This is a genomic window from Microbacterium immunditiarum, from assembly GCF_013409785.1.
Lineage (GTDB): Bacteria > Actinomycetota > Actinomycetes > Actinomycetales > Microbacteriaceae > Microbacterium > Microbacterium immunditiarum.
In genome coordinates, this window is record NZ_JACCBV010000001.1 from 177523 (window position 1) to 201989 (window position 24467).

Below are 24467 nucleotides of genomic sequence, written 5' to 3' on the forward strand. Positions count from 1 at the left end.
CACTGACCCCACCACTGACCCCGGTTTGGGGCGGAATACCGACTTTGGGGTGGATGAGACGCGCCCCAAGCGCGGAAATCCGCCCCAAACCCCGAATGCTGTGCCCACCGATGACGTGCACGGCGAGGTCACCGTCGACCAGATCGCCCTCGCAGCCGAGCTCGCGGGGGAGGACGGGCGCGCGGCATCCGCCGAGGTCGCCGAGTACGCCCTGTGGCTCGGCGACGACGCGCTGATCCTGTCGCAGCAGCTCGGGTACTGGATCGCCCGTGCGCCCGAGCTCGAGGAGGACGTCGCCCTCGCGAACATCGCGCTCGACCTGCTCGGGCACGCCCGATCGCTCCTGCACTACGCGGGCACGTTCGACGGGCGCACCGAGGACGACCTCGCGTACTGGCGCGACGAGCGCGAGTTCCGGTGCGCGTGGCTGTTCCAGCAGCCCAACGGGGACTTCGCCCACACGATCGTGCGGCAGCTCGCGGCATCCGCGTGGTGGTTCGAGCTGTACTCGGCGCTGCGCGCGTCCACCGATCCGACACTCGCCGCGATCGCCGAGAAGGCGGTCAAGGAGGTCGACTACCACCGCGACCACGCCGTGCAGTGGACGCTGCGGCTCGCGGGCGGCACCGATGAGTCGCGGCGGCGCATGGTCCGCGCGATCGAGGACGTGTGGCCGTACGTCGACGAGCTGTTCCGCGACGACCCCCTCATCGACGGCCTCGCGGAGCAGGGCATCGCGGTGCGGCCGTCGAGCCTGCGACCGGCGTTCGACGACGTGATCGCCGAGATCTTCGCCGAGGCGGGGCTCGAGGTGCCCGACCCGAACGCGAAGGGTGCATTCGTCTCTGCGGGCGGCGGGCGCCACGGGCGCCACTTCTCGGCGCTCGGGCACCTGCTGGCCGAGATGCAGGTGCTCGCGAGGCAGCATCCGGGGGCGACATGGTGACCGCCACGCGTGAATCGCGCCTCGCCGTCGCGCGCGAGGCCGCGGCATCCGTGTGCGACCCCGAGGTCCCCGTGCTGACGATCGCCGACCTCGGAGTGCTGCGCGGCGTTCGCCTCGACCCCGATGACCACACCCGAGTCGAGGTGACGATCACGCCGACGTACTCGGGCTGCCCCGCGATGGAGGCGATCCGCGACGACCTCGTGCTCGCCTTGAACGACGCAGGCTTCGCGCACGTCGACGTGCGCACGGTGCTGTCGCCGGCGTGGACGACGGACTGGATGACGGATGCCGCGAAGCAGAAGCTCCGCGAGTTCGGCATCGCTCCACCGACCGGACGTGCCCCCGCGCGGGGGCCGATCCGTGTCGCGCTCGGTGTGAAGTGCCCGCGCTGCGGATCGCTCGACACGCGCGAGGTCTCGCGGTTCGGGTCCACCTCGTGCAAGGCGCTCTTCGAGTGCCGCTCGTGCCTCGAGCCGTTCGACTGGTTCAAGGTGCACTGATGGAGGCACGGCTGCCGCACGCGCCCACGACCGACGAGCACTCGACGCTCGACAACGCGCCCGAAGTCGCGGAGGCGTTCCTCGCGAGCGCCGTCGGCGGCGCGCGCCGCGGGCGCGCGCGGTTCCACGAGCTCGAAGTCGCCGACGTACGGCCGCTCACCGAGGACGCGATCGAGGTGACGTTCGCCGTGCCCGACGAGCTGCGCGGCGAGTTCGACTACCTCGCCGGCCAGCACGTCGCGCTGCGCACCCATCTCGACGGGCAGGAGGTGCGGCGGTCGTACTCGCTGTGCCGTCCGCCGTCGGTGGGCGCGGCATCCGGAACCGGTTCGATCAGCATCGCCATCAAGCGCGACATCGGCGGCCGCTTCTCGACGTGGGCGCACGGCAATCTCCGGCCCGGCGACCGCCTCGACGTCATGAGCCCGCAGGGGTCGTTCACCTCGGCGCTGGCCGACCTCGACGGGCGCCACGTCGCGGGAATCGCCGCGGGTTCGGGCATCACGCCGCTCATGGCGCTGGCCGCGGCCGTGCTCGCGCACTCCGACACGTCGCGCTTCACGCTCATCTACACCAACCGGTCGACGAGCGACGTGATGTTCCTCGAGGAGCTCGGCGAGCTCAAGGACCGCTACCCCGCCCGGCTCGCGCTGCACCACGTGCTCTCGCGCGAGCAGCGCACGGCTCCGCTGCTGTCGGGGCGCATCGACGAGCCGAAGCTCCGGCGCATGCTCGACGTGCTCGTGCCGCCCGCGACGGTCGACGAGTGGTTCCTGTGCGGGCCGCTGGACCTCGTGCAGCTGTGCCGCGACGTGCTGGCGGATGTCGGCGTCGACCGCGCGCACGTGCGCTACGAGCTCTTCACGACGGGTGAGCCCGGGCAGCCGGCACCCGCCGCGCCTCGGAACGTCGAGGTGCGCCGCGGCGAACCCGTCGTGACCGTCGAGCTCACGCTCGACGGCGTCTCATCGACGGTCGAGAGCCCCGTCGACGCGCACGAGACGATCCTCAACGCCGCGCTGCGCGTGCGGCCCGACGCGCCCTTCGCGTGCACGGGCGGCGTGTGCGGCACCTGCCGCGCGCGGCTCGTGTCGGGCTCGGTGCGGATGACCGAGAACTGGGCTCTCGAGCCGGATGAGCTCGAGCGCGGGTACGTGCTCACGTGCCAGTCCCACCCGACGACCGAGCGCGTCGTCGTCGACTACGACGGATGAACGGAGTCCCATGATCGACCTCACCATCGACGACGGCGTCGCCACGGTCGTGCTCAACAGCCCCGAGAAGCTCAACGCGCTCGACGAGCAGGCGCTCAAGGACCTCGGGTCCGCGTATGACGAGGCCGAGGCATCCGGTGTCCGCGCCCTCGTGCTGCGCGGCGAGGGGCGCGCGTTCTGCGCGGGCCGCGACATCTCGGGCGTCGACCCCCGCGACGACGACGTCATGGGATACCTCGGTGAACTCGTGACCCCGCTGCTGCGCCGAATGTCGGCGTTCCCCGCGCCGACCTTCGCCGCCGCACACGGCGCGTGCCTCGGAGTGGGACTCGGACTCCTCATCGCGACGGACGTCGTCTACGTCGCCGACAGCGCGAAGGTCGGCTCGCCGTTCGCCGCGCTGGGCGCCACGCTCGACTCCGGCGGGCACGCCCTGTTCTTCGAGCGGCTCGGCGCGCACAAGACGCTCGACCTCATCTATACGGGACGCCTCATGTCTGGCACGGAGGCTGTGGCATCCGGGCTGTTCTCGCAGGTCTTCCCGGCGGACGAGGTCGCCGCCGCGACCGAGACGGCGGCGAAGAAGGCGGCGGATGGCGCGACCGGCGCCTTCCTCGCGAGCAAGGAGCTCGTGCGGCGACTGCGCGACGAGCGCCTCGGCCTGTGGGAGTCGGTCGAGATCGAGAACGCCGCCCAGGCCGCGTTGTGCGACACGGACGACTACCGCGAGGGGTTCGCGGCGTTCCAGGAGAAGCGGAAGCCGGTGTTCCGCGGGCGGTGACGCTTCGTCTCGCCGCGCTCGCTCAGCGATCGAGACGAAGCGCTCGCTCAGCGATCGAGACGAAGCGCTCGCTCACCGACCGGGGTCGAGCACCTTCAGCATCCGCGTGTTGCCGAGGGTATTCGGCTTGACGTGCGCGAGGTCGAGGAACTCCGCGACGCCCTCGTCGGGGCTACGGACCAGTTGCGAGTAGACGTCCGGGTCGACGATGACCTCGCCCATCGGCGAGAACCCGCGTCGTTCGAAGAACTCGACCTCGAACGTCAGGCAGAACAGGCGCGAGAGGCCCATCTCGCGGGCATCCGCTTCGAGCCGCTCGACCAAGGCTCGTCCGACGCCGCGATGCAGCCACTCGTCGAGGACGATGAGCGTGCGGATCTCGCCGAGGTCTTCCCACATGACGTGCAGCGCGCCGCATCCGATCAGATGGCCGTGCGCGTCTTCGGCGACGACGAATTGCTGCGTCGACTCGTACAGCACGACGAGGTCCTTGCCGAGGAGGATGCGCCGCTGCACGTACGGTTCGAGCATTGCCTGGATGCCCCGGATGTCGGCGGTGCGCGCCCGCCGGACCGTGAAGTCGCTCACGCGTTCAGCCTAGAGCGCGCTTCGCCTCGGTCGCTCCGCTCCCTCGCTCAGCGACCGCGCATCAGCCGCGCGACGTGCTCGCCGATGAACACCGCCGTCGCGAACGGACCGCGCGACGGGACGTCCGGCAGCATCGACGTGTCTGCGACCCGCAGTCCTTCGATCCCGTGCACGCGCCCCTCCCCGTCGAGCACGGGCCCCATCGGTGCCGACCCGCACAGGTGGATCGCCGTGCCGAGGTGCGTGCGCATCCACGCGTCCAGCCGCGCGTTGTCGTCGAGCGTCGCGTCGTCGAGCTCGGTGAGCCGGTCGAGCAGTCCGTCGAAGGCGTCGGAGTGCAGCAGGGCTGCGGCCGTGCGGATGCCGACGCGCATGCGCGCGAGATCGGACTCCTCCTGGAGGTACCGGTAGTCGATCCGCGGCGGCGCCGTCGGGTCGGCCGACTGCAGCGTGATCGACCCGCGCCCCTCCGGCCGCTGCAGCCCCACGATGAGCTGCAGGTCGTCCGCGTGCGCGAGCTGGGCCGCCATGCGGCGGGCCGAAGCTCCCAAGACTCCGCGAATAGTGCGGATCGGATGCCGCGCCACCGCCCGCAGGCCGCCGGCGAGCGTCCGCGTGGACCCGGTCAGCAGGTACCCGAGCGGCTTGACCGAGAGGAGCACCTCGAGGTCGCCGTCCGACGCCTCCGCGCCCGCCACCCCCGAGTCGAAGTTGAGCGCCGTGGGGAACGCGAACCGCTCGCCCGGATCGAACACCGGGCGACGCGCCTTCCATCCGACCGCGATGTCGGGGTGGTCGCTGAACGACTCGCCCACCGGCAGGTCGCTCACCACCCGCACGCCGACCGACTCCAGGTGGGCACGCGGGCCGACGCCCGACGCGAGCAGCAGGTGCGGGGTTCCGATCGCGCCCGCGCACAGCACGATCTCGTCGCCCTCGATCACACCCGCCGTGGTCTCGACGCCCACCGCGCGCGTGCCCTCGAAACGAACGCGAAGCACCCGTGTGTCGGCGACGATCCGCAGATTCGATCGCCCGCGCACCGAAGCGAGGTACGCGAGCGCCGTGTTGACGCGCACGCCCTCGATGACGTTCGCCGGGACCGGCCCGACGCCCGGTGCACCCGGCGCGTTCTTGTCGGGCTCGTCCGCGAAGCCCAGCTCGCGCGCCGCCGCCGTGAACGCACTCGTGACGACGCCGTCCTGTCGCGGACGCGCCACGGGCATCGGCCCCGACGAGCCGTGCCCCTCGCGCGAGGAGAAGTCGCGATCGCTCTCGAGCGCCTTCAGCACGGGGAGCGCCCGCCTGTACGACCATGCGGGGCCGGCCGCATCCGCCCATCGTTCGAAATCGCCCGGACGCGCACGCACGAAGTACCCGCCGTTGATCGCGCTCGAGCCGCCGAGCACCCGGCCGCGCGCGATCGTGTACGGCAGGTCGGGAGTGAGGTGGCCGAGGTACGACCAGCTGTGCGGATGCCCCGGCATCGCCCCCTGGACGGTGGTGCCGTCCAGCAGATCGGCGGGGAACCGCTCCGGCGCGGAGCCCGCCTCGACGAGCACGACATCGCGATCGGAGTCTTCGCTCAAGCGCGCGGCGAGGGGTGCGCCGGCCGCCCCGCCGCCGACGACGACGACGCGCGTCATGCGGCGCTCGTGTGCGCGTCGGCCAGCCGCCGGAACGACGCGTCGAGCAGCTCGAGCAGATCGACGTCGTCGTGCGCGAGCCATTGCTCGTACGCTGCGAGGCAGAGTCCGAGGCACGACCACGCGATCGCCTGCGGGGCGAGCGAGTCGACCTGGACATCGAGGCGTCCCGCCACGTACTCGGCGATCACGCGGCGCCACGCCGCATACCGCAGCGTCGAGTGCGCGACGAGGCTGGGCACGTTCAGCAGCAGCCACATGCGCTCGCGGTGGAACCTCAGCTCCTCGCCGGGGAAGCGGTTGAAGTCGACGACCGCCGCGCGCAGCGCCTCCATGAGCGGCACGTCGTCGGGCACCCCCGCGAGGTGCTCGCGCATCTCGTTGAGCAGCCGCTCGAAGTCGCCCCACGGCAGGTCGTTCTTCGACGCGAAATAGCGGAAGAACGTGCGGCGCCCGATCCCCGCGGCCCGCACGATGTCGTCGACCGTCGTCTTGTCGAACCCGCGCTCGAGGAAGAGCGCCAGCGCGAGATGGCTCAGCTCACCGTGCGTCGTGACGGGGGCCCGGCCCATGCGAGCACGTTGCGCGTCGGGCGCGGCGGCCCGGGCATCCGCTTCGAGACGATCCGCTTCGAGCGTCATACGTCCTCCTCATGGAGCCGCCGGGTGCTGCGGCTTCCGCTAGGTGGGAGGTCCATCGGCGAGGGACTCTTCCAATCGGCACTCGGTGTCATTAGTATCGCCCGCATCGGGGCATCGAAGAAGATGATCAGCCCCAACGAAGGAGCATCCCATGGACTCGAAGCAGATTGTGGCAGAAGCCGACACCACCGCGCAGGACGTCATCGAGGTCGACACGCTCGTCGAAGAGGTATCGATCGACGGCATGTGCGGCGTCTACTGACCCACCGCACGATCCCTATGAACCCCGACTCGGCGTGGCGTCTGCACCCTCAGGTCTCGGTGAGGCCTGAGCCGTTCGGCGCCCTGCTGTACCACTTCGGCACCCGCAAGCTGTCGTTCCTCAAGGACCGCACGCTGCTGGCGATCGTCGAGGGCCTCGCCGACGCACCCGACGTTCGCTCGGCATGCGAGGCCGCCGGCGTGACCGGTGACCAGCAGGGCCGATACCTGCGCGCGCTCGACACGCTCGCCGAGTCCGACATGATCCTGGAGCGCGCTGCAGCATGACGATCGCCCTCGACGCACCGGCCACACGACCCACCCCGGGCACGCGGCTCGTCGACCTGTTCGAGTTCGGACTCGAGTCGCCCATCTGCCTCACGTGGGAGCTCACCTACGCGTGCAACCTCTCGTGCGTGCACTGCCTCTCAAGCTCCGGGCGGCGCGATCCGCGCGAGCTGACGACCGAGGAGTGCAAGGCGGTCATCGACGAGCTCGAGCGCATGCAGGTCTTCTACGTCAACATCGGCGGCGGCGAGCCGACGGTGCGACCCGACTTCTGGGAGCTCGTCGAGTACGCCACGAGCCACCACGTGGGCGTGAAGTTCTCCACCAACGGCGTCAAGATCACGCCGGATGTCGCGACGATGCTCGCCGCGAACGACTACGTCGACGTGCAGATCTCGCTCGACGGCGCCACGGCCGAGGTCAACGACTACATCCGCGGCCCGCGCTCCTACGAGACCGCGATGCGGGCGATGCAGAATCTCGCGGATGCCGGCATGAAGAACTTCAAGCTGTCGGTCGTGTGCACGCGCACGAACATCCCCCAGCTCGACGAGTTCAAGGCGATCGCCGACCGCTACGGCGCGCAGCTGCGCCTCACTCGCCTGCGCCCCTCGGGACGCGGCGCCGATGTGTGGGACGAGCTGCACCCCACGGCCCAGCAGCAGCGCGAGCTGTACGACTGGCTCGTCGCGAACGGCGAGAACGTCCTGACGGGCGACTCCTTCTTCCACCTCTCCGCCTACGGGCAGGCGCTGCCGGGCCTGAACCTGTGCGGCGCGGGCCGCGTCGTGTGCCTCATCGACCCCGTGGGCGACGTCTACGCCTGCCCGTTCGCGATCCACGACGAGTTCCTCGCGGGCAACATCCGCCAGCCGGGAGGGTTCGAGCGGGTGTGGCGCGAGTCCGAGCTCTTCACGCGCCTGCGCCAGCCGCAGTCGGGCGGCGCGTGCTCGTCGTGCCAGTTCTTCGACACGTGCAAGGGCGGCTGCATGGCCGCGAAGTTCTTCACGGGGCTGCCCCTCGACGGCCCCGACCCGGAATGCGTCCGAGGCTTCGGCGAGGAGGCCCTCGCGAAGCAGAAGGACTCCGGCGGCGGCATCCCCAAGCCGTCCGGCGACCATTCGCATCGCACGTCGCCCCCGCGCCCCCGCTCCGGGACGGGACCCGTGCGCGTGACCATCCAGCGTAGGAACGACCTCTCCCGCCCGCCCGTGAGCGCGTGCGAGGAGAACCCGCTCGCGGGATTCGTCCCGAAGCAGACCACCGGCGCCGCTGGGCGCCAACAGGAGGGCAGCCGCTCCAGCAACGCGTAAGACCCCGAGCACCGCAGGCGCCGCGCGACGAGGCTGGCGCCGAGGTGGGGTGCGGTCTCGCGCGGGGCCGCTTCGGTTCGCCCTCGATCGAGAGAGGGAGAACGAGATGGGACTTCTCGACGGCAAGGTCGTGCTCATCACGGGAGGGTCGCGCGGACAGGGCCGCGCCCACGCGGTGACGAGCGCACGTGAAGGCGCGGACGTCGTCATCGTCGACACGCTGCAGCAGATCGGGACGGTGGCGTACCCGATGGCGCAGCAGGCCGACTTCGATGAGACGGTCAAGCAAGTCGAGGCGCTGGACCGGCGCGCCGTCGCGGTGGAGGGCGACGTTCGCAACCAGGCCGATCTCGACCGCGCGGTCTCCGAAGGCATCGCGCAGCTCGGCAAGATCGACGCGCTCATCGCCAACGCCGGCATCTTCTCGCTCGCGCCCGCGCACGAGATGACCGAGGAGATGTGGGACGACATGATCGCAGTGAACCTCACCGGGGTCTGGAAGTCGGCGAAGGCGGTGCTGCCGCACATGATGGAGCAGGGCGGCGGATCGATCGTCGTGACGTCGTCGATCAACGGCCTCGAGCCGGGCGCTAACTACGTGCACTACTGCGCGGCCAAGTTCGGCGTCGTCGGCGTCATGAAGACACTGGCACTGGAGTACGCGCGCCACGGCATCCGGGTCAACGCCGTCCACCCCGGCGCGATCCTCACGCCGATGACGAGCTGGCAGGGCGCGTGGGACATGATGTCCGGCAAGCCGGCGGGCGAGGGCACCGAAGAGGACATGCTCGAGGCCGGCTACTCCTTCCACGCGCTCAAGGGCGCCGGCTTCCTTTCGCCGCAGCGCATCGCGGATGCTGCGCTGTGGCTCAACTCGGATCTCGCGTCCGCCGTGACGGGCATCTCCGTCCCGGTCGATGCGGGTCACCTGCTGCAGCCCGGCTACAACCCGGATCCCGTCAAGTAGGCGCGGCCGCAGCGTCCGTCAGTTCCGTTCGAAGGGGAAGGGAAACGAAATGGCAGGAATTCTCGAAGGCAAGGTCGCCTTCATCACGGGAGCGGCACGCGGGCAGGGCAGGTCGCACGCGATCCGCCTCGCCCAGGAGGGCGCGGACATCGTCGCCGTCGACATCTGCTCGCAGATCGAGACGGTCGGGTATCCGATGTCGACGCCCGACGATCTGAAGGAGACCGTGAGCGCGGTCGAGGCGCTCGACCGGCGCATCTTCGCGGCGCAGGCAGACGTGCGCGACCGCGAGACGTTGCAGAAGGCGTTCGACGAGGGCACGGCGCAGCTCGGCCCGGTCGACATCGTGCTCGCCAACGCGGGCATCGCGCCACTGTCGCTCGAGCCCTCGCCCCAGGAGTGGTACGACGTGCTCGACGTCAACCTCACAGGCGTCTACAACACGGTCGAGGTCGCGAAGCCGTCCATGATCGAGGGCGGCCGCGGCGGCGCGATCGTCATCACGAGCTCGACCGCGGGCATCAACGGCATCGGCGGAGACACGCCCGGAGGGCTCGGCTACACCGCGTCGAAGCACGGTGTCGTCGGCCTCATGCGCTCGTACGCCAACACGCTCGCGCCGCACAGCATCCGCGTGAACACCGTGCACCCGACCGGCGTCGACACGCCCATGATCGTCAACGAGGTCATGCAGCAGTTCCTCGAGCAGGACCCGCAGATGGGTCAGGGCATGGCCAACGCGCTGCCGGTCCCGATGATCGAGGCGGTCGACATCTCGAACGCGATCCTGTTCCTCGCCTCGGATGCGGGCAGGTACGTCACGGGCGTCACGCTGCCCGTCGACGCCGGGTTCACGAACAAGCGCTGACTCGCGCGATATCAGAAAGCCACGACAAGGGGAGGAATCACCATGGCAGGACGAGTCGAAGGCAAGGTCGCCTTCATCACGGGAGCCGCTCGCGGACAGGGCAGGTCGCACGCGATCCGGCTCGCGCAGGAGGGCGCCGACATCATCGCGGTCGACCTGTGCGACACGATCCCGAACGTCGCATACCCGTCCGCGACGCCTGAGGATCTGGCCGAGACGGTGCGGCAGGTCGAAGCGCTCGACCGGCGCATCGTTGCGTCCCAGGTCGACGTGCGGGACGGTGCGGCCGTCAAGAAGGCGGTCGACGAGGGCGTCGCACAGCTCGGCAAGCTCGACATCGTCGTGGCGAACGCGGGCATCTGCGTGCTGACACCGTGGGACGAGACATCCGAGGAGGTCTGGGACCAGACGATCGACACGAACCTCAAGGGCGTGTGGAACACGGTTCGTCACGCCGCACCGCACCTGGTCGAGGCCGGCGGCGGGTCCGTCATCATGACGAGCTCGGCCGCGGGATTGAAGGGACTCCCCTTCCTGACCGCCTACGTCGCGTCCAAGCACGGCGTCGTCGGCCTCATGCGGGCGTTCGCGACGGAGCTCTCGGAGCACAGCATCCGCGTCAACTCCGTGCACCCCACGGGCGTCGACACCCCGATGGGGCAGCTCGGCGACCCCGAGGCTGGCGCGAAGCTGCAGGAGATGATGGGCGCCCACCCGCGTCTGCTGCCGATGATGTCGAACCTGCTGCCTATAGAGATCACGGAGCCGGTCGACATCTCCAACGCGGTGCTGTTCCTCGCGTCCGACGAGGCGCGCTACGTCACCAGCCTCGCGATGGCGGTGGACGCGGGCAACACGCAGTACTGAGAAGTCCGGATGCCGCGGACGTCGGTGCGCGGCATCCGGCGCCCCACCTCGCCAGAGAGAAGGGAATCACCATGGCAGGAAGAGTCGAGGGCAAAGTCGCCTTCATCACGGGCGTCGCGCGCGGGCAGGGTCGCTCCCACGCGATCCGGCTCGCCCAGGAGGGCGCCGACATCATCGGGATCGACGTGCTCGAAGAGGTGCCGGGGGCGCCGTACGGGCCGGCAACGCAGGAAGACCTCGCCGAGACGGTGCGCCAGGTCGAGGCGCTCGACCGCCGCATCGTCGCGACCAAGGCCGACGTGCGCGACTTCGGCGCGCTCAAGGCCGCCGTCGACGAGGGCGTCGCCCAGCTCGGGCGGCTCGACATCGTCGCCGCGAACGCGGGCATCTCGACGGCGATGGCTCCGGCCGAAGAGCTGTCGGAGGAGATGTGGGTCGACATGGTCGACGTCAACCTCAACGGCGTGTGGCGCACGTGCAAGGCGGCGATCCCGCACCTGAAGGCGTCGGGCGGCGGCTCGATCATCATCACGAGCTCGGACGCGGGCCTGTTCGCGTTCCCGAACATCGCCCACTACGTGTCGGCGAAGCACGGCGTCGTCGGTCTCATGCGCACGCTGGCGCTGGAGCTCGCTCCGCACATGATCCGCGTCAACAGCGTGCACCCGACCGTCGTGGACACGCCGATGGTCAACAACGACGCGACCTACCGGCTGTTCCGCCCCGACCTCGAGAACCCGACGGCCGAGGACTTCAAGGAGGCCGCGGCCGGCATCAACGCACTGCCGATCCCGTGGGTCGAGGCCGTCGACATCTCGAACGCGGTGCTGTGGCTCGCCTCCGACGAAGCCCGCTACGTCACGGGCGTGCCGCTGCCGGTCGACGCCGGCGCCGCGGTGAAGTGACCTGATCGGAAGATCGGAAGGAGGAAGACAGATGGGACGACTGGACGGAAAGGTCGCGTTCATCACGGGCGCGGCCCGCGGGCAGGGTCGCTCGCACGCCATCCGCATGGCGCAGGAGGGCGCCGACATCATCGCGATCGACCTCGCGAAGCAGATCGACACGGTGCCGTACGGCATGGCGACGCCGGATGACCTCGCCGAGACGGTGCGCCAGGTCGAGGCGCTCGACCGCCGCATCGTGGCGAGCGAGGCCGACGTGCGCGACTACGAGGGGCTCAAGGCAGCCCTCGACGAGGGCGTCGCCCAGCTCGGCAAGCTCGACATCGTCTCGGCGAACGCGGGCATCTTCTCGAACGCGACGGCCGAGGAGCTGACCGACGAGGCGTGGAACGACATGATCGCCGTCAACCTCACGGGCGTGTGGCACACGGCGAAGGCCGCGATCCCGCACCTTCGGGCGAACGGGGGCGGGTCGATCATCATCACGAGCTCGACGGCGGGGATCAAGGGATTCCCGAACTTCGTGCACTACGTCGCGTCGAAGCACGGAGTCGTCGGGGTCATGCGCACGCTCGCGCTCGAGCTCGCACCCGACAGCATCCGCGTCAACACGGTGCATCCGACGAGCGTCGACACCGACATGATCCAGAACGACGCGCTCTACGCGCTGTTCATGCCGGATCTGCCGGAGGACCAGCGCACGAAGGACGAGTTCCGCGGACGGATGGCGACGATGAACGCCCTGCCGGTGCCGTGGGTCGAGGCCGTCGACATCTCGAACGCCGTCCTGTGGCTCGCCTCGGACGAGTCGCGGTACGTCACGGGCGTCCAGTTGCCGGTCGACGCAGGGTCGACGCAGAAGTGAGCGAAACGGATGCCGCAACCGTCGCTTCCGGGGAGCACACGCTTCCCGGCGGCGACGCCGCGTCGCTGCGCGAGAGCCGCGAGCGCATCGCGCGCCACATCGTGGGCCGCGAGCGCGAGCTCGAGTTGACCCTCGCCGCCGTGGCGGCCGGCCGCGACATCGTGCTGGAAGGACCACCGGGCACGAGCAAGACGACGATGCTGACCGCGATCACCGAGGAGTGGGGCATCCCGCTGCTCTTCGTCGAAGGCAACGCCGACCTCACCCCCGCGAAGCTCGTCGGGCACCACAACCCCGCGCGCGTGCTGCGCGAGGACTACTCTGCCGACAACTTCGTGCCGGGTCCGCTCGTCGAGGCGATGCAGCAGGGCGGGTTCCTCTACATCGAGGAGTTCAACCGCGCCCCCGAGGACACGCTCAACACACTGCTCACCGCGATGGCGGACCGCTCGATCGCGGTGCCCCGGGTCGGCCGCATCCGGGCCCTGCCCACGTTCCGCGTGATCGCGTCGATGAACCCGTACGACAACGTCGGCACGACCCGGCTCTCGACGAGCGTGCACGACCGGCTCAACCGGCTCGCGGTCGACTACCAGAGCGCCGAGGCGGAGGAGCAGATCGTGAGGCTGCGCACGGGAGCGTCGGATCCCGTCGGCGACAGGCTCGTCGGCGACGCCGTCGCCGTGACGCGTGCGACGCGCGAGCACGAGGACGTCCGCCAGGGCTCGAGCGTGCGCGGTGCGATCGACACGGTGCTCGTCGCGCAGCGCCTCGCCGCGCTGCGCGGGCTCGACGACCCGGAGGACGCGGACTACCCCGAGATGGTGTTCGACGCGATGATCGTCGCGCTGTCGGGGCGCATCCACCTCGACGAGGCCGCCGAGACGACGCCCGAGCGCGTGCTGCGCGAGCTGTGGGAGGACCGGTTCATCCTGCATCCGCATCAGGCCGCGCCGGGGTGAAGAGAGGTCGCGGCGGATTCGCCGATCCGCCGGCGGAGCAGCAGGCGCACCGCCGCGCGCGGCGCGCCGCTGCGGAGGCGGCCGAAGGAGCTCGAGGAGCCGCCGCAGGCCTTCGACCTTTCGCGCGGCGCCGCGGGAGCGGTGGTGATCGGGTCTGGTGGCACCCGACGTCCCGCGAGCGCGCTGCCGGGAGGGCGCGCCCGCGCCGTGACCGTCGAGCACGGACGCATCGTGCCGGTGCCCGATGAATCTGTCGACGTCGATCCGCAGGTGCGCGCGCGGGCGCGGCAGATCGCGGCGCGCCTCGCCGTGCCGCGCGCGCGACGCGATGTGACATCGCGCCGCGGCGTCGGCGACCTCGCGAGCGTGCCCTACCGCGGGGCATCCGACGACATCGACCTCGACCGCACGATCGAGGTGCTCGCCGAGCGGCCGATCCCCGAGGACGAGGACATCATCGTCCGCGAGCGCGTGCGCACGAAGCGGTCGGTCGTGCTGCTCGTCGACGTGTCGGGCTCGATGCGCGGCGAGCGGATCCGCACGGCCGCGGCGACGGTGGGCGCGTTGGCGGGTGAGCTGCACCGCGACGCGCTGGGCGTGATCGCGTTCTGGTCGGATGCCGCGATCCTCCTGAGCCTAGGCAGCGAGATCTCACCCGACCGCGTGCTCGACGCGTTGCTGCGGCTGCCCGCGCGCGGGCTCACGAACGTCGCGTTCCCGCTCGAGCTCGCCGCGAAGCAGCTCGGGCTCGCGCCCGTGCGCGACGCGCGCGCGATCCTCCTGTCGGACTGCGTGCACAACGCCGGGCCAGACCCGCGGCCGTTCGCCGCGCGGCTCCCGCGGCTCGATGTGCTGCTCGATGTGTCCGGCGAGAACGACCTGGAGCTCGGGCGCGAGCTCGCGGCGCGCGGGCGGGGACTGTGCCGGGTCATCCGCAGCCACCGCGATGTCGCGCCGGCTCTCAGCGCGATGTTCGCGGAGTGACGGCTGCGCTTGGCCTGGCCGTTGCGCTGCTCGCGGACGCTGAGCGAGCGCAGCGAGACGAAGCTCTCTGCCACACAGTGAAATTCCTCTACGATTTGGCACTGAGTGTCATTAGACTTGCGGATGTCGACGAGGAGGTCCCGACATGGCCACAGGCTGGTTCGAAACGGTCGCCGAGGCGCAGCGACGCGCGAAGAAGCGCTTGCCCGGCTCGGTGTACAGCGCGCTGCTCGCGGGCTCAGAGCGCGGCGTGACGTACGAAGACAACCTCAAGGCGTTCGCCGAGCTCGGGTTCGCGCCGCACGTCGCCGGTCTCTCCGGCGAGCGGTCGCTCTCGACGACCGTCATGGGCATCGACATCTCGTTCCCGGTGCTGATCTCGCCGACCGGCGTCCAGGCGGTGCATCCCGAAGGAGAGGTCGCCGTCGCACGCGCCGCCGCCAACCGGGGCATCATCATGGGCCTCAGCTCGTTCGCGAGCAAGCCGGTCGAGGACGTCGTCGCGGCGAATCCGAACACGTTCTACCAGATGTACTGGATGGGCACGCGCGACGTGATGCTCCAGCGCCTCGAGCGCGCGAAGGCCGCCGGTGCGAAGGGCATCATCGCGACCCTCGACTGGTCCTTCTCGAACGGTCGCGACTGGGGCAGCCCCTGGATCCCCGAGCGCCTGACGCTCATGGCCGCGATGCGCTTCGCGCCGCAGGCGATCGTGAAGCCCTCGTGGCTGTGGAGCTTCGCCAAGACCGGCCGGGTGCCCGACCTCACGACGCCGAACCTCACGCTTCCCGGCCAGCAGCCTCCGACCTTCTTCGGCGCGTACGGCGAGTGGATGCAGACGCCGCTTCCCACGTGGGAGGACGTCGCGTGGCTGCGCGAACAGTGGGACGGCCCGTTCATGCTCAAGGGCGTCTCGCGCCTCGACGACGCGAAGCGAGCTGTCGACGCGGGTGTCACCGCGATCTCGGTCTCGAACCACGGCGGCAACAACCTCGACTCGACACCGGCGGCGATCCGGATGCTGCCGGGCATCGCCGACGCCGTGGGAGGCCAGATCGACGTGCTGCTCGACGGCGGCATCCGGCGCGGCGGCGACGTCGCGAAGGCCCTCGCGCTCGGCGCGAAGGCCGTCATGATCGGCCGCGCCTACCTGTGGGGCCTCGCCGCGAACGGCCAGGCCGGAGTCGAGAACGTGCTCGACATCCTGCGCGGCGGACTCGACTCCGCGGTGCTCGGTCTCGGACGCTCGTCGGTGCAGGAGCTGCGCCCCGAGGACCTTTGGGTCCCCGAGGGATTCACGCGCGAGCTGGGCAAGATCCCGACGGCGCCGAAGCCCCGCTCGCCGCGGCCCGCGGTCACGCGGGATCCCTCGAAGCCGAAGGAGAAGGTCGCCGGCGGCAGCGCGTGACCGACCCTGCCGAACGAGCCGCGTGATGGCCGACTCGCCGCACCTCGCCTCGCGCACGTGGCCCGAGGTGCCGCGTGGCCTCCTCCTCGTGCCGCTCGGCTCGACCGAGCAGCACGGCCCGCACCTGCCCCTCTCGACCGACACGTTCATCGCGGCGGCCGTCGCGGACGACCTCGCCACCCGCTGGCGGGAGCGCGGCCGCGCGGTGATCGTCGCGCCGCCGTTCGTGTTCGGCGCGAGCGGCGAGCACCAGGGCTTCGCGGGAACCGTCTCCCTCGGCACCGCCGCGCTCGCCTTCGCGCTGCTGGAGATCGGACGCTCCTCGTCGGAGTGGGCCGAGCGGATCGTGTTCGTCAACGGGCACGGAGGCAACCTCGAGGCGCTCCGCGATGCCGTGCCGACCCTCCGATCGGAGGGCCGCGACGCCGCATGGCTGCCGTGCGCGCTCGAGCGCGGCGCCGACGCGCACGCGGGTTTCGACGAGACTTCTCTCATGCTCCACCTGTGGCCCGCGCACGTCCGCCTCGACCTCGCCGAGCCCGGCGCGACGGCGCCTATCGCCGAGCTGCTCCCCCGGCTGCGCACCGAAGGCGTCAAGGGCGTCGCGCCGAACGGGGTGCTCGGCGACCCGAGCGGCGCCTCCGCCGAGCACGGCGCACGACTGTTCGCCGGGCTGTCCGATGCAGCGTGGCGCAGGCTGTCGACCGGAACGATCGCAGACAGCGGATGCCTCACCCCCGGGCCCGTCGGATGACGCTGCCTGACGGCTTCACGGTGCGCCTCAACCGGCACACCCGCGTCGAGGACGGCGGGCGCGTGCTCATCGGCGGCTCCCCCACGCGCGTCGCGCGGCTCAAGCCCGCCGCGATCACCGCATTCGAGGGGCGAGAGCTCGTCGTCCGCGACGCGGCGACCCGCGCGCTCGCCGAGCATCTCCTCGCGACGGGCATCGGCGACCCCGTGGCGGGATCTCTCCCGCCGATCCCCCTCTCCGAGCTCACGGTCGTCATCCCGGTGCACGACCGTCCCGCGCAACTCGCGCGCCTGCTCGCGAGCGTGCCGCGCGAGGTGGCGCGGGTCATCGTGGTCGACGACGCGTCGACGCGGGCGGAGGCCGTGGCATCCGTCGTGGCCGCTCACGGCGCGCACCTCATCCCTCTCGACCGCAACGTCGGCGCTGCCGCCGCGCGCAACGCCGGGCTCGCGGCGGTCGAGACGCCGTTCGTCGCGTTCGTCGACTCCGACGTCGTGCTCGAGGACGGATGCTTCGAGGTGCTCCTGCGGCACTTCGCCGACCCCGAGCTCGCGATGGCGGCGCCGCGCGTCGTCGGGCTCGACACCGAGCGGCCGAACTGGATCACGCGGTACGAGAACGCGCGATCGTCGCTCGACCTGGGCGGTCAGTCCGCGAGCGTGCGACCCCGGAGCCCCGTGACGTGGGTCTCGAGCACCTGCCTCGTGGCGCGCGTCGCGCACCTCGGCGAGGGCTTCGACGCATCGATGCGCGTCGGCGAGGACGTCGACCTCGTGTGGCGGCTCGTCGACGAAGGGCACCGCGTGCGGTTCGAGCCGGCCGCGACCGTGCGTCACGAGCACCGCACGCGTCTTCGCACGTGGCTCGGCCGCAAGTTCTTCTACGGCACGGGCGCACATCTGCTCGCGGTACGCCACCCGCAGGACGTCGCCCCCGTCGTGCTGCCGCCGTGGGGTGCGCTCGTGCTCGCACTGCTCTTCGTGCAGAAGAGGTGGTCGCTGCCCGCGATCGCGCTCACCGGCGTGATCGTCGCCGGCGGCATCGTGAAGCGCCTCGGACACGTGCGACGGCCGTGGCCGATCGCCTCCCGCCTCACGATCAACGGGATGATCGCGGCCCTCGGGCAGGGCTTCGCCCTGCTGCTGCGGCACTGGTGGCCGGTCACGGTCGTGCTGGGCGTCTTCTCGAAGACCATGCGACGGGCGGCGGCGATCGCGGCCGTCGCGGACGTGGTGTGGGAGTTCCTGCGCCTGAAGCCGAAGCTCGACCCCGTGCGCTTCGGCGTCGCACGGCGGCTCGACGACGTCGCCTACGGAGGCGGTGTGTGGTGGGGCGCGCTGCGGGGCCGGTCGGCCAAGGCACTGCTGCCCGCGATCATCCGCACGCCGAAGGCCGACACAGCCCGCGCGCCGAGGGGCTGACCGGCGCGCTCACTCGGTCTCCACGTCAAACCGTCGGGCCGAAACGCAGCACACGAGCCCCCGGAGCCTCTCCGGGGCCGATCCATCCCGGCGCTTTCACGCCCGCGGGGCAACAGGCACACACAGAGCGGGGGCGGATGCCGCAGCATCCGCCCCCGCTCTTCAGTCAGTCGGCTCAGCCGGCCGACGCCGCGATGTCGGGCGTCGCCGCGATCTCGCCGCGGACACCGGCGCCGACGGCGACCTTCTCGCCGCGCGGGCCGCTCTCGAAGACGAACTCGCCGTCCTGCACGTCGACCTTCACGTGGTCGCCCGAGTTGAGCTCGCCGTGGAGGATCTTCTCGGACAGGCGGTCCTCGACCTCGCGCTGCATCGCACGGCGCAGCGGGCGGGCACCCAGAGCCGGGTCGAACCCGATCTCGATGAGCTTCTCTTTCGCGGGCATCGACAGCTCGAGCGTCATGTCGCGGTCGAGCAGGCGCTCGCCGAGGCGCTTCGTGAACAGGTCCACGATCTGGATGAGCTCGGGCTTGGTCAGCTGCGGGAAGACGATGATGTCGTCGACGCGGTTGAGGAACTCGGGCTTGAAGTGGCGCTTGAGCTCCTCGTTGACCTTGCCCTTCATGCGGTCGTAGCTGGTGGAGTTGTCACCCTCGACCTGGAACCCGACCGGGCCGCCCGCGATGTCACGCGCACCCAGGTTGGTGGTCATGATGATGACCGTGTTCTTGAAGTCGACCACACGCCCCTGACCGTCGGTCAGGCGACCCTCTTCGAGGATCTGCAGGAGCGAGTTGAAGATGTCGGGGTGCGCCTTCTCGATCTCGTCGAACAGCACGACCGAGAACGGCTTGCGGCGGACCTTCTCGGTCAGCTGACCGCCCTCTTCGAAGCCGACGAACCCGGGAGGGGCGCCGAACAGACGCGAGACGGTGTGCTTCTCACCGAACTCCGACATGTCGAGCGAGATGAGCGCGGCCTCGTCGTCGAAGAGGAACTCCGCGAGCGCCTTGGCGAGCTCGGTCTTTCCGACGCCGGTCGGGCCGGCGAAGATGAACGAGCCCGAGGGGCGCTTCGGGTCCTTCAGACCCGCACGCTGGCGGCGGATCGTCTTCGACAGAGCGGCGATCGCCTCTTCCTGGCCGATGACGCGCTGGTGCAGCGCCTTCTCCATGAAGACCAGACGGCTCGACTCCTCCTCCGTGAGCTTGAACACCGGGATGCCGGTCGCCTGGGCGAGCACCTCGGCGATCAGCCCCTCATCGACGACGGCATGCGACGTGACGTCACCCGAGCGCCACTGCTTCTCGAGGCGCAGTCGCTCGGCGAGCAGCGACTTCTCCTCGTCGCGCAGGGCTGCGGCCTTCTCGAAGTCCTGGTCCTCGGAGGCCTGCTCCTTCTGCTCGCGCACCTTCGCGATGCGGTCGTCGAACTCGCGCAGCTCGGGCGGGCTCGACAGGATCGACAGGCGCAGGCGTGCGCCGGCCTCGTCGATCAGGTCGATCGCCTTGTCGGGCAGGAACCGGTCCGAGATGTAGCGGTCGGCGAGGTTCGCCGCCGCGACGATCGCGCCGTCGGTGATCTGCACCTTGTGGTGCGCCTCGTAGCGGTCGCGCAGGCCCTTGAGGATGTTGATCGCGTGCGGGAGCGACGGCTCGGCCACCTGGATCGGCTGGAAGCGGCGCTCGAGCGCGGCGTCCTTCTCGAAGTGCTTGCGGTACTCGTCGAGCGTCGTGGCGCCGATCGTCTGCAGCTCGCCGCGTGCGAGCAGCGGCTTGAGGATAGACGCGGCGTCGATCGCCCCCTCGGCGGCACCCGCACCCACGAGTGTGTGGATCTCGTCGATGAAGACGATGATGTCGCCGCGCGTGCGGATCTCCTTCGTGACCTTCTTCAGGCGCTCCTCGAAGTCACCGCGGTAGCGGGATCCGGCGATGAGCGAGCCGAGGTCGAGCGAGTAGAGCTGCTTGTCCTTCAACGTCTCGGGGACGTCGTTCTTGACGATCGCCTGGGCGAGACCCTCCACGACGGCGGTCTTGCCGACGCCGGGCTCGCCGATGAGGACGGGGTTGTTCTTCGACCGGCGCGACAGGATCTGCATGACGCGCTCGATCTCCTTCTCGCGCCCGATGACCGGGTCGAGCTTGTTCTCGCGTGCGGCCTGAGTGAGGTTGCGCCCGAACTGGTCGAGCACCTGCGAGCCTCCCTGGGCCTGCGCAGGGTTGTCGTGGGCAGCGCCCGAGACGGCGGCGGGCTCCTTGCCCTGGTAGCCGCTGAGCAGCTGGATCACCTGCTGGCGCACCTTGTTGAGGTCTGCGCCGAGCTTGACGAGCACCTGGGCCGCAACACCCTCACCCTCGCGGATGAGACCGAGCAGGATGTGCTCCGTGCCGATGTAGTTGTGGCCGAGCTGCAGAGCCTCACGCAGCGAGAGCTCGAGCACCTTCTTGGCACGCGGGGTGAACGGGATGTGACCGGTCGGCTGCTGCTGACCCTGCCCGATGATGTCCTGCACCTGCTCGCGCACGGCGTCGAGCGAGATGCCGAGGGACTCGAGCGCCTTCGCAGCGACGCCTTCGCCCTCGTGGATGAGACCGAGCAGGATGTGCTCCGTGCCGATGTAGTTGTGGTTGAGCATCTTCGCCTCTTCCTGGGCGAGCACGACCACACGACGGGCACGATCCGTGAATCTCTCGAACATCGTCTTTCCTCCGAGGGCGCGAGGGTCGGTCGACTCCTCTGGCCTTGTATCGAGGGTAGCCAGAGCACGGATGCCGCACGCCGCTGTTCGCCATGGGCATAGCGCGGCCCCTGCTGCCGCGGGCCGGGGGTAGGAGATGGTCCGGGCGAAGGCGCGGATGCCGGGAAACGGTCCTTCCCTCGGGCCATCTCCTACCCCGGGGGCGCCGCCGCACGGCGACGCGCCGTGGACGGGAGGGTTGACGCGGGGCATCCGTCGGTTTATCGTTTTTCGATAACAACGATTATCGATAAGTGGGTGTCCGATGTTCGGATATGTGAGCCTCGCGATCATGCTCGCGGCGATCGTGCTGCCCGTGGTCCTCATCATCGCGGTCTTCCGCGCCCGCAAGACCGAGACCGCAACGCCGATCGTGCGCATCGCGCTGATCGTCTCGGCGACGTGGGCCGGACTCGCGCTGATCAGCACGGTCGTGATCGCGGTGTTCTGGTTCACGCCGAACGCCTACCCGTTCTTCACCCTCCGGTCCGAGCCGTACTGGCCTGCGCGGACCGCGTGGGACGCCGCCTCCGGCGTCGACGTCGACGGGCTCGGCCTGCAGACCGGCGGCTTCACGACCGCGAGCGTGACCGCGTCGGGGCTGTCGCTTCCGACACGCGTGATGCTCGCATCCGGCGACGTGCTGGCGGGACTCGTGACCGTCGTGCTCGCGGGCCTGGTCGCGTTCACCTGCTTCCGGCTGCTGCGAGGGCGGCCCTTCGCACCGGAGCTCGCGCGGCTCACGCTGATCGCCGGGGCGACGTGCCTCGTCGCCGGATTCGCCTCGCAGGTGCTCGTGCAGCTCGGGGGTTCGGCGGCCACGGGCGAGCTGATCCGCGGGGGCATGGCGCCCGCCGGGCTCGTCGCCGACACCGGCCTCACCCTGGACTTCTGGCCACTGTGGGTCGCCATCGGGCTCGGCGCATTCTCGGTCTTCCTGCGCTACGGCGTTCGGCTCGAACGCGACACGGAGCTGCTGGTATGACCCCCGCCGACGACGACGGCCCGTCCGGCATCCACTGCCGACTCGACGAGCTGCTCGAGGAGCGCGGCATGACCCTCACGCGCCTCTCGGAGCTCGTGGGAGTCTCGGTGGTGAACCTCTCGATCCTCAAGAACGACCGCGCGCGGGCCATCCGCTACTCGACGCTGGCGGCGATCTGCCGCGCCCTCGACTGCGAGGTCGGCGACCTGCTCGTGCGGGCGGACTGAGGGCGCGGCATCCGCTGTCACCGCGTTTGTCACGAGAACAGGCGGATGCCTCGAGCACAGGCCGGTTGCGCGGCATCCGTCCTGTTCTCGGCACACCGTCCTGATCTCGTGACCGAGCGCGCCGCCGGGCGACGTCAGTCCAGGAAGATGTCGGGGAACAGCTCCTCATCTGGCGTGCCAGGCACGGCCGCGTACCCGGAGAAGTCCGTCACACCGGCGGCCTCCAGCACGTCCTCGACGATGAGCGTCTGCCCCGTGAACTCGCGGGAGGGCTTCGTCAGCACCTCGTACGCGGCATCCGCGTAGACCTCCGGCGTGCGGCTGACCTTCATCATCCGGTCGCCGCCGAGCGCGAACTGCACGGCGGCGGTCGCGATCGTCGTGCGCGGCCACAGCGTGTTCGCGGCGATGCCGTCGGCGGCGAACTCCGCCGCGAAGCCGAGCGTCGCCATCGTCATGCCGTACTTCGCCAGCGTGTACCCGGTGTGGGCTCCCATCCAGCGAGGCGAGAGATTCAGCGGCGGCGACAGCGACAGGATGTGCGGGTTCTCCGCCTCCTTGAGCATCGGGATCGCGGCGCGCGAGAGCATGAAGGTCCCGCGCACGTTGATGTCCTGCATGAGGTCGTACTTCTTCGTCGACAGGTCGAGCGAGCGCGAGAGGTCGATGACCGACGCGTTGTTCACGACGATGTCGATGCCGCCGAACTCGCCCTGCGTCTGAAGCACGGCCTCGGTCACGTCGTCGTCGTTGCGCACGTCGCCCACGATCGGCAGCGCGGTTCCGCCGGCCTCGCGGATGGCCTCGGCGGCGCTGTGCACGGTGCCCTCGAGCTTCGGGTGCGGGGTGTCGGTCTTCGCGAGGATCGCGATGTTCGCGCCGTCGCGGGCCGCGCGCAGCGCGATCGCGAGGCCGATGCCGCGGCTGCCGCCCGACATGAGGATCGTCTTGCCGGCGAGCGGTGCGCCGGACGTGGTCGTGTCGGTCATGCCTTCTCCTGGGACTCGGGTGCGGAAGAGCGACGAGACCCGGATGCGGCGGCGAACGCCGCGATGCGGGTCTGAGCGTCGGGGGTGTCGAACATCGCGCCGATCGTGCGCGCCTCTTCGGAGAGGTGATCGGCGAACGACCTCGACGGCTGCGAGCGGATGAGGCGCTTAGCCTCGCCGTACGCTCGGTAGGCGCCCGCGAGCCAGAACCGGGCGACCTCTTCGGCGCGCGCCTTGACGCGGTCGGCGATGTCTCCGGGGTCTTCGGCCGAGACGACCTCGGCGACGAGGCCCCACTCGAGCGCCTCGGTCGCGCTCAGCAGGCGCGCCTGCAGCACGAGCTGGAGCGCGCGACGCTCGCCGATGGCGCGTGCGAGCTGCGCAGAGACGGACAGGTCGGGGGTGAGGCCGATGTTCGCGTAGAGGCTGCCGATCCGCGAGTCAGCGCCCACGATCGCGTAGTCGCTCGTCATGAGGATGCCGAGGCCACCGCCCGCGGTCGTGCCGTGCGCCGCCGCAACGATAGGGACCGAGGACTCGGTGAGAGAACGGATGCCCCGGCTGATCACCTCCGCGAGCCGGCTGATGTCCTCACCGGCGGCCACTCCGCCGGCCGCCATCGCCTGCACGTCGCCTCCGGCGCAGAACGAGCCGCCCGTGCCCTCGAGCAGGATCGCGCCCACGTCGTCGCGGGACGTCGCCTCAGCGGTGACCTCGGCCCACGCGTGTGCGAGGTCGGGGTCGAACGCGTTGAGCCGCTGCGGTCGGTTGAGCGTGATGCGGGCGAGGCCGTCGTCGACGCGGAACAGGATCGGATCCATGTGCTCTCCTTCGAACTCGACTCCGGCGCCGCCTCGACGACATCGCATCCCACCATACGCGGAACTCGGTGTCACGGTTGCCGAGCGCCCTCCCCCTCGCATCCCGAGGCCTCTCGCACCAGACTGAACCCCATGGACCTCCGACTCAAGCGCGTCTATGACGACGCATCGCCCGACGACGGATTCCGCGTGCTCGTGGACCGGCTGTGGCCGCGCGGCGTCTCGAAGGAGCGCGCCGCCGTCGACCTGTGGGCGAAGGACGTCGCACCGTCGACGGAGCTGCGCAAGCGGTTCCACAACGAGGGCATGACGTGGGACGCGTTCGCCGGCGCGTATCGCTCGGAGCTCGCCGGCCCCGCCGCCGAGGCGCTCGCCCAGCTGCGCATCGAAGCGGCGCGGCATCCGGTCACCACCCTGCTCTACAGCGTGCACGACCCCGAGCAGAACCACGCGGCACTGCTGCGTGAGGAGCTCGAAGCGGCCTCGGGCTCCTAGGCGCGCGGCGCACCCGCCCGAACGGTCG

Annotated in this window: 26 protein-coding genes; 20 read left to right on the plus strand and 6 right to left on the minus strand. The window is 70.4% G+C overall.

The annotated features are described in order from the left end of the window. Positions 1-100: 100 nt before the first annotated feature. The 4 genes from paaC to BJ991_RS00810 are packed head-to-tail and all read left to right on the plus strand — an operon-like array spanning position 101 to position 3444. Complete coding sequence (gene paaC / locus BJ991_RS00795; protein ID WP_179486603.1) at positions 101-946, plus strand: 1,2-phenylacetyl-CoA epoxidase subunit PaaC; 846 nt, start codon at positions 101-103, stop codon at positions 944-946. Continuing rightward, a complete protein-coding gene (gene paaD / locus BJ991_RS00800; protein WP_179486605.1) occupies positions 940-1449 on the plus strand; it encodes a 1,2-phenylacetyl-CoA epoxidase subunit PaaD in 510 nt (169 codons plus the stop codon). The genes paaC and paaD overlap by 7 nt, the downstream gene beginning before the upstream one ends. Next, positions 1449-2663, plus strand: a complete 1215-nt coding sequence (gene paaE, locus BJ991_RS00805) for a 1,2-phenylacetyl-CoA epoxidase subunit PaaE (protein ID WP_179486607.1) — start codon at positions 1449-1451, stop codon at positions 2661-2663. Before paaD ends, paaE begins: the two co-directional genes overlap by 1 nt. A gap of 10 nt (positions 2664-2673) precedes the next feature. Then, entirely contained in the window at positions 2674-3444 is a 771-nt protein-coding gene (locus tag BJ991_RS00810; RefSeq protein ID WP_179486609.1) for an enoyl-CoA hydratase/isomerase family protein, read from the plus strand. A 72-nt stretch (positions 3445-3516) separates the two neighbouring features. Here BJ991_RS00810 and BJ991_RS00815 read toward each other — a convergent pair whose 3' ends face one another. Genes BJ991_RS00815 through mftR form a run of 3 tightly spaced genes read right to left on the minus strand, consistent with a single transcriptional unit; the run spans position 3517 to position 6319 of the window. Then, on the minus strand, positions 3517-4032 hold the full coding sequence (locus tag BJ991_RS00815; protein WP_179486611.1) for an amino-acid N-acetyltransferase: 516 nt from the start codon (positions 4030-4032) through the stop codon (positions 3517-3519). A 47-nt stretch (positions 4033-4079) separates the two neighbouring features. Beyond that, the gene (locus BJ991_RS00820; RefSeq protein ID WP_179486613.1) at positions 4080-5678 is read right to left on the minus strand and encodes a GMC family oxidoreductase N-terminal domain-containing protein; all 1599 of its coding nucleotides are present in this window, start codon (positions 5676-5678) and stop codon (positions 4080-4082) included. After that, complete coding sequence (gene mftR, locus BJ991_RS00825; protein ID WP_179486615.1) at positions 5675-6319, minus strand: mycofactocin system transcriptional regulator; 645 nt, start codon at positions 6317-6319, stop codon at positions 5675-5677. The genes BJ991_RS00820 and mftR overlap by 4 nt, the downstream gene beginning before the upstream one ends. 151 nt (positions 6320-6470) lie before the next feature. Between mftR and mftA the strand changes: the two genes are divergently transcribed. From mftA to mftF, 13 genes are all read left to right on the plus strand, one after another. Next, positions 6471-6581, plus strand: coding sequence for a mycofactocin precursor MftA (gene mftA, locus BJ991_RS00830; RefSeq protein WP_179486617.1), 111 nt, complete (start codon positions 6471-6473; stop codon positions 6579-6581). A gap of 17 nt (positions 6582-6598) precedes the next feature. Next, on the plus strand, positions 6599-6868 hold the full coding sequence (mftB, locus tag BJ991_RS00835; protein ID WP_179486619.1) for a mycofactocin biosynthesis chaperone MftB: 270 nt from the start codon (positions 6599-6601) through the stop codon (positions 6866-6868). Next, the gene (gene mftC / locus BJ991_RS00840) at positions 6865-8181 is read left to right on the plus strand and encodes a mycofactocin radical SAM maturase (RefSeq protein ID WP_179486621.1); all 1317 of its coding nucleotides are present in this window, start codon (positions 6865-6867) and stop codon (positions 8179-8181) included. The genes mftB and mftC overlap by 4 nt, the downstream gene beginning before the upstream one ends. Positions 8182-8287: 106 nt before the next feature. Next, positions 8288-9148, plus strand: coding sequence for a mycofactocin-coupled SDR family oxidoreductase (locus BJ991_RS00845; RefSeq protein ID WP_179486623.1), 861 nt, complete (start codon positions 8288-8290; stop codon positions 9146-9148). Positions 9149-9197: 49 nt separating this feature from the next. Continuing rightward, positions 9198-10016 (plus strand): mycofactocin-coupled SDR family oxidoreductase, encoded by an 819-nt coding sequence (locus BJ991_RS00850; protein ID WP_179486625.1) that lies wholly within the window; start codon positions 9198-9200, stop codon positions 10014-10016. Positions 10017-10058: 42 nt separating this feature from the next. Next, complete coding sequence (locus tag BJ991_RS00855; RefSeq protein WP_179486627.1) at positions 10059-10883, plus strand: mycofactocin-coupled SDR family oxidoreductase; 825 nt, start codon at positions 10059-10061, stop codon at positions 10881-10883. A gap of 71 nt (positions 10884-10954) precedes the next feature. Then, positions 10955-11788, plus strand: a complete 834-nt coding sequence (locus BJ991_RS00860; protein ID WP_179486629.1) for a mycofactocin-coupled SDR family oxidoreductase — start codon at positions 10955-10957, stop codon at positions 11786-11788. 31 nt (positions 11789-11819) lie between these two features. Then, positions 11820-12653 carry a mycofactocin-coupled SDR family oxidoreductase gene (locus tag BJ991_RS00865; RefSeq protein ID WP_179486631.1) on the plus strand — a complete coding sequence of 278 codons (834 nt, stop codon included), beginning with the start codon at positions 11820-11822 and terminating at the stop codon, positions 12651-12653. Continuing rightward, the gene (locus BJ991_RS00870; protein WP_218852832.1) at positions 12650-13615 is read left to right on the plus strand and encodes an AAA family ATPase; all 966 of its coding nucleotides are present in this window, start codon (positions 12650-12652) and stop codon (positions 13613-13615) included. The genes BJ991_RS00865 and BJ991_RS00870 overlap by 4 nt, the downstream gene beginning before the upstream one ends. Before the next feature lie 207 nt (positions 13616-13822). Beyond that, positions 13823-14599 carry a VWA domain-containing protein gene (locus BJ991_RS18740; RefSeq protein WP_218852833.1) on the plus strand — a complete coding sequence of 259 codons (777 nt, stop codon included), beginning with the start codon at positions 13823-13825 and terminating at the stop codon, positions 14597-14599. 145 nt (positions 14600-14744) lie between these two features. Next, positions 14745-16007 carry a pre-mycofactocin synthase MftD gene (gene mftD, locus BJ991_RS00880; RefSeq protein ID WP_179486633.1) on the plus strand — a complete coding sequence of 421 codons (1263 nt, stop codon included), beginning with the start codon at positions 14745-14747 and terminating at the stop codon, positions 16005-16007. Between the two features lie 25 nt (positions 16008-16032). After that, positions 16033-16761, plus strand: coding sequence for a mycofactocin biosynthesis peptidyl-dipeptidase MftE (gene mftE, locus BJ991_RS00885; RefSeq protein ID WP_179486635.1), 729 nt, complete (start codon positions 16033-16035; stop codon positions 16759-16761). Then, complete coding sequence (mftF, locus tag BJ991_RS00890) at positions 16758-18182, plus strand: mycofactocin biosynthesis glycosyltransferase MftF (protein WP_179486637.1); 1425 nt, start codon at positions 16758-16760, stop codon at positions 18180-18182. The genes mftE and mftF overlap by 4 nt, the downstream gene beginning before the upstream one ends. A 175-nt stretch (positions 18183-18357) precedes the next feature. Here mftF and BJ991_RS00895 read toward each other — a convergent pair whose 3' ends face one another. Beyond that, entirely contained in the window at positions 18358-20883 is a 2526-nt protein-coding gene (locus BJ991_RS00895; protein ID WP_179486639.1) for an ATP-dependent Clp protease ATP-binding subunit, read from the minus strand. Between the two features lie 316 nt (positions 20884-21199). Here BJ991_RS00895 and BJ991_RS00900 point away from each other — a divergent pair, with 316 nt between their 5' ends. Next, positions 21200-21907: a hypothetical protein gene (locus BJ991_RS00900; protein WP_179486641.1), complete on the plus strand. Its 708-nt coding sequence runs from the start codon at positions 21200-21202 to the stop codon at positions 21905-21907. Beyond that, positions 21904-22134, plus strand: coding sequence for a helix-turn-helix domain-containing protein (locus BJ991_RS00905; protein ID WP_179486643.1), 231 nt, complete (start codon positions 21904-21906; stop codon positions 22132-22134). The genes BJ991_RS00900 and BJ991_RS00905 overlap by 4 nt, the downstream gene beginning before the upstream one ends. Positions 22135-22268: 134 nt before the next feature. On the opposite strand, the gene BJ991_RS00910 is transcribed toward BJ991_RS00905, so the two are convergent. Together BJ991_RS00910 and BJ991_RS00915 are read right to left on the minus strand one after the other, a co-directional pair. Further along, a complete protein-coding gene (locus BJ991_RS00910) occupies positions 22269-23123 on the minus strand; it encodes an SDR family oxidoreductase (RefSeq protein WP_179486645.1) in 855 nt (284 codons plus the stop codon). After that, entirely contained in the window at positions 23120-23944 is an 825-nt protein-coding gene (locus tag BJ991_RS00915) for an enoyl-CoA hydratase/isomerase family protein (RefSeq protein WP_179486647.1), read from the minus strand. Before BJ991_RS00915 ends, BJ991_RS00910 begins: the two co-directional genes overlap by 4 nt. 132 nt (positions 23945-24076) lie before the next feature. Here BJ991_RS00915 and BJ991_RS00920 point away from each other — a divergent pair, with 132 nt between their 5' ends. Further along, a complete protein-coding gene (locus tag BJ991_RS00920; RefSeq protein ID WP_179486649.1) occupies positions 24077-24439 on the plus strand; it encodes a DUF488 domain-containing protein in 363 nt (120 codons plus the stop codon). Positions 24440-24467 lie beyond the last annotated feature (28 nt).

Excerpts from the sequence above, each read along its gene's own strand:
- BJ991_RS00865 (WP_179486631.1), top strand. The coding sequence starts at position 11,820 with ATGGGACGACTGGACGGAAAGGTCGCGTTCATCACGGGCGCGGCCCGC.
- mftA (WP_179486617.1), top strand. The coding sequence starts at position 6,471 with ATGGACTCGAAGCAGATTGTGGCAGAAGCCGACACCACCGCGCAGGAC.
- BJ991_RS00910 (WP_179486645.1), bottom strand. The coding sequence starts at position 23,123 with ATGACCGACACGACCACGTCCGGCGCACCGCTCGCCGGCAAGACGATC.
- mftC (WP_179486621.1), top strand. The coding sequence starts at position 6,865 with ATGACGATCGCCCTCGACGCACCGGCCACACGACCCACCCCGGGCACG.
- BJ991_RS00855 (WP_179486627.1), top strand. The coding sequence starts at position 10,059 with ATGGCAGGACGAGTCGAAGGCAAGGTCGCCTTCATCACGGGAGCCGCT.
- BJ991_RS00860 (WP_179486629.1), top strand. The coding sequence starts at position 10,955 with ATGGCAGGAAGAGTCGAGGGCAAAGTCGCCTTCATCACGGGCGTCGCG.
- BJ991_RS00845 (WP_179486623.1), top strand. The coding sequence starts at position 8,288 with ATGGGACTTCTCGACGGCAAGGTCGTGCTCATCACGGGAGGGTCGCGC.
- paaE (WP_179486607.1), top strand. The coding sequence starts at position 1,449 with ATGGAGGCACGGCTGCCGCACGCGCCCACGACCGACGAGCACTCGACG.
- BJ991_RS00905 (WP_179486643.1), top strand. The coding sequence starts at position 21,904 with ATGACCCCCGCCGACGACGACGGCCCGTCCGGCATCCACTGCCGACTC.
- BJ991_RS00895 (WP_179486639.1), bottom strand. The coding sequence starts at position 20,883 with ATGTTCGAGAGATTCACGGATCGTGCCCGTCGTGTGGTCGTGCTCGCC.
- BJ991_RS00920 (WP_179486649.1), top strand. The coding sequence starts at position 24,077 with ATGGACCTCCGACTCAAGCGCGTCTATGACGACGCATCGCCCGACGAC.
- BJ991_RS00810 (WP_179486609.1), top strand. The coding sequence starts at position 2,674 with ATGATCGACCTCACCATCGACGACGGCGTCGCCACGGTCGTGCTCAAC.
- BJ991_RS00820 (WP_179486613.1), bottom strand. The coding sequence starts at position 5,678 with ATGACGCGCGTCGTCGTCGTCGGCGGCGGGGCGGCCGGCGCACCCCTC.
- mftB (WP_179486619.1), top strand. The coding sequence starts at position 6,599 with ATGAACCCCGACTCGGCGTGGCGTCTGCACCCTCAGGTCTCGGTGAGG.
- mftE (WP_179486635.1), top strand. The coding sequence starts at position 16,033 with ATGGCCGACTCGCCGCACCTCGCCTCGCGCACGTGGCCCGAGGTGCCG.
- mftD (WP_179486633.1), top strand. The coding sequence starts at position 14,745 with ATGGCCACAGGCTGGTTCGAAACGGTCGCCGAGGCGCAGCGACGCGCG.
- BJ991_RS00850 (WP_179486625.1), top strand. The coding sequence starts at position 9,198 with ATGGCAGGAATTCTCGAAGGCAAGGTCGCCTTCATCACGGGAGCGGCA.
- paaD (WP_179486605.1), top strand. The coding sequence starts at position 940 with ATGGTGACCGCCACGCGTGAATCGCGCCTCGCCGTCGCGCGCGAGGCC.
- mftF (WP_179486637.1), top strand. The coding sequence starts at position 16,758 with ATGACGCTGCCTGACGGCTTCACGGTGCGCCTCAACCGGCACACCCGC.
- mftR (WP_179486615.1), bottom strand. The coding sequence starts at position 6,319 with ATGACGCTCGAAGCGGATCGTCTCGAAGCGGATGCCCGGGCCGCCGCG.
- BJ991_RS00915 (WP_179486647.1), bottom strand. The coding sequence starts at position 23,944 with ATGGATCCGATCCTGTTCCGCGTCGACGACGGCCTCGCCCGCATCACG.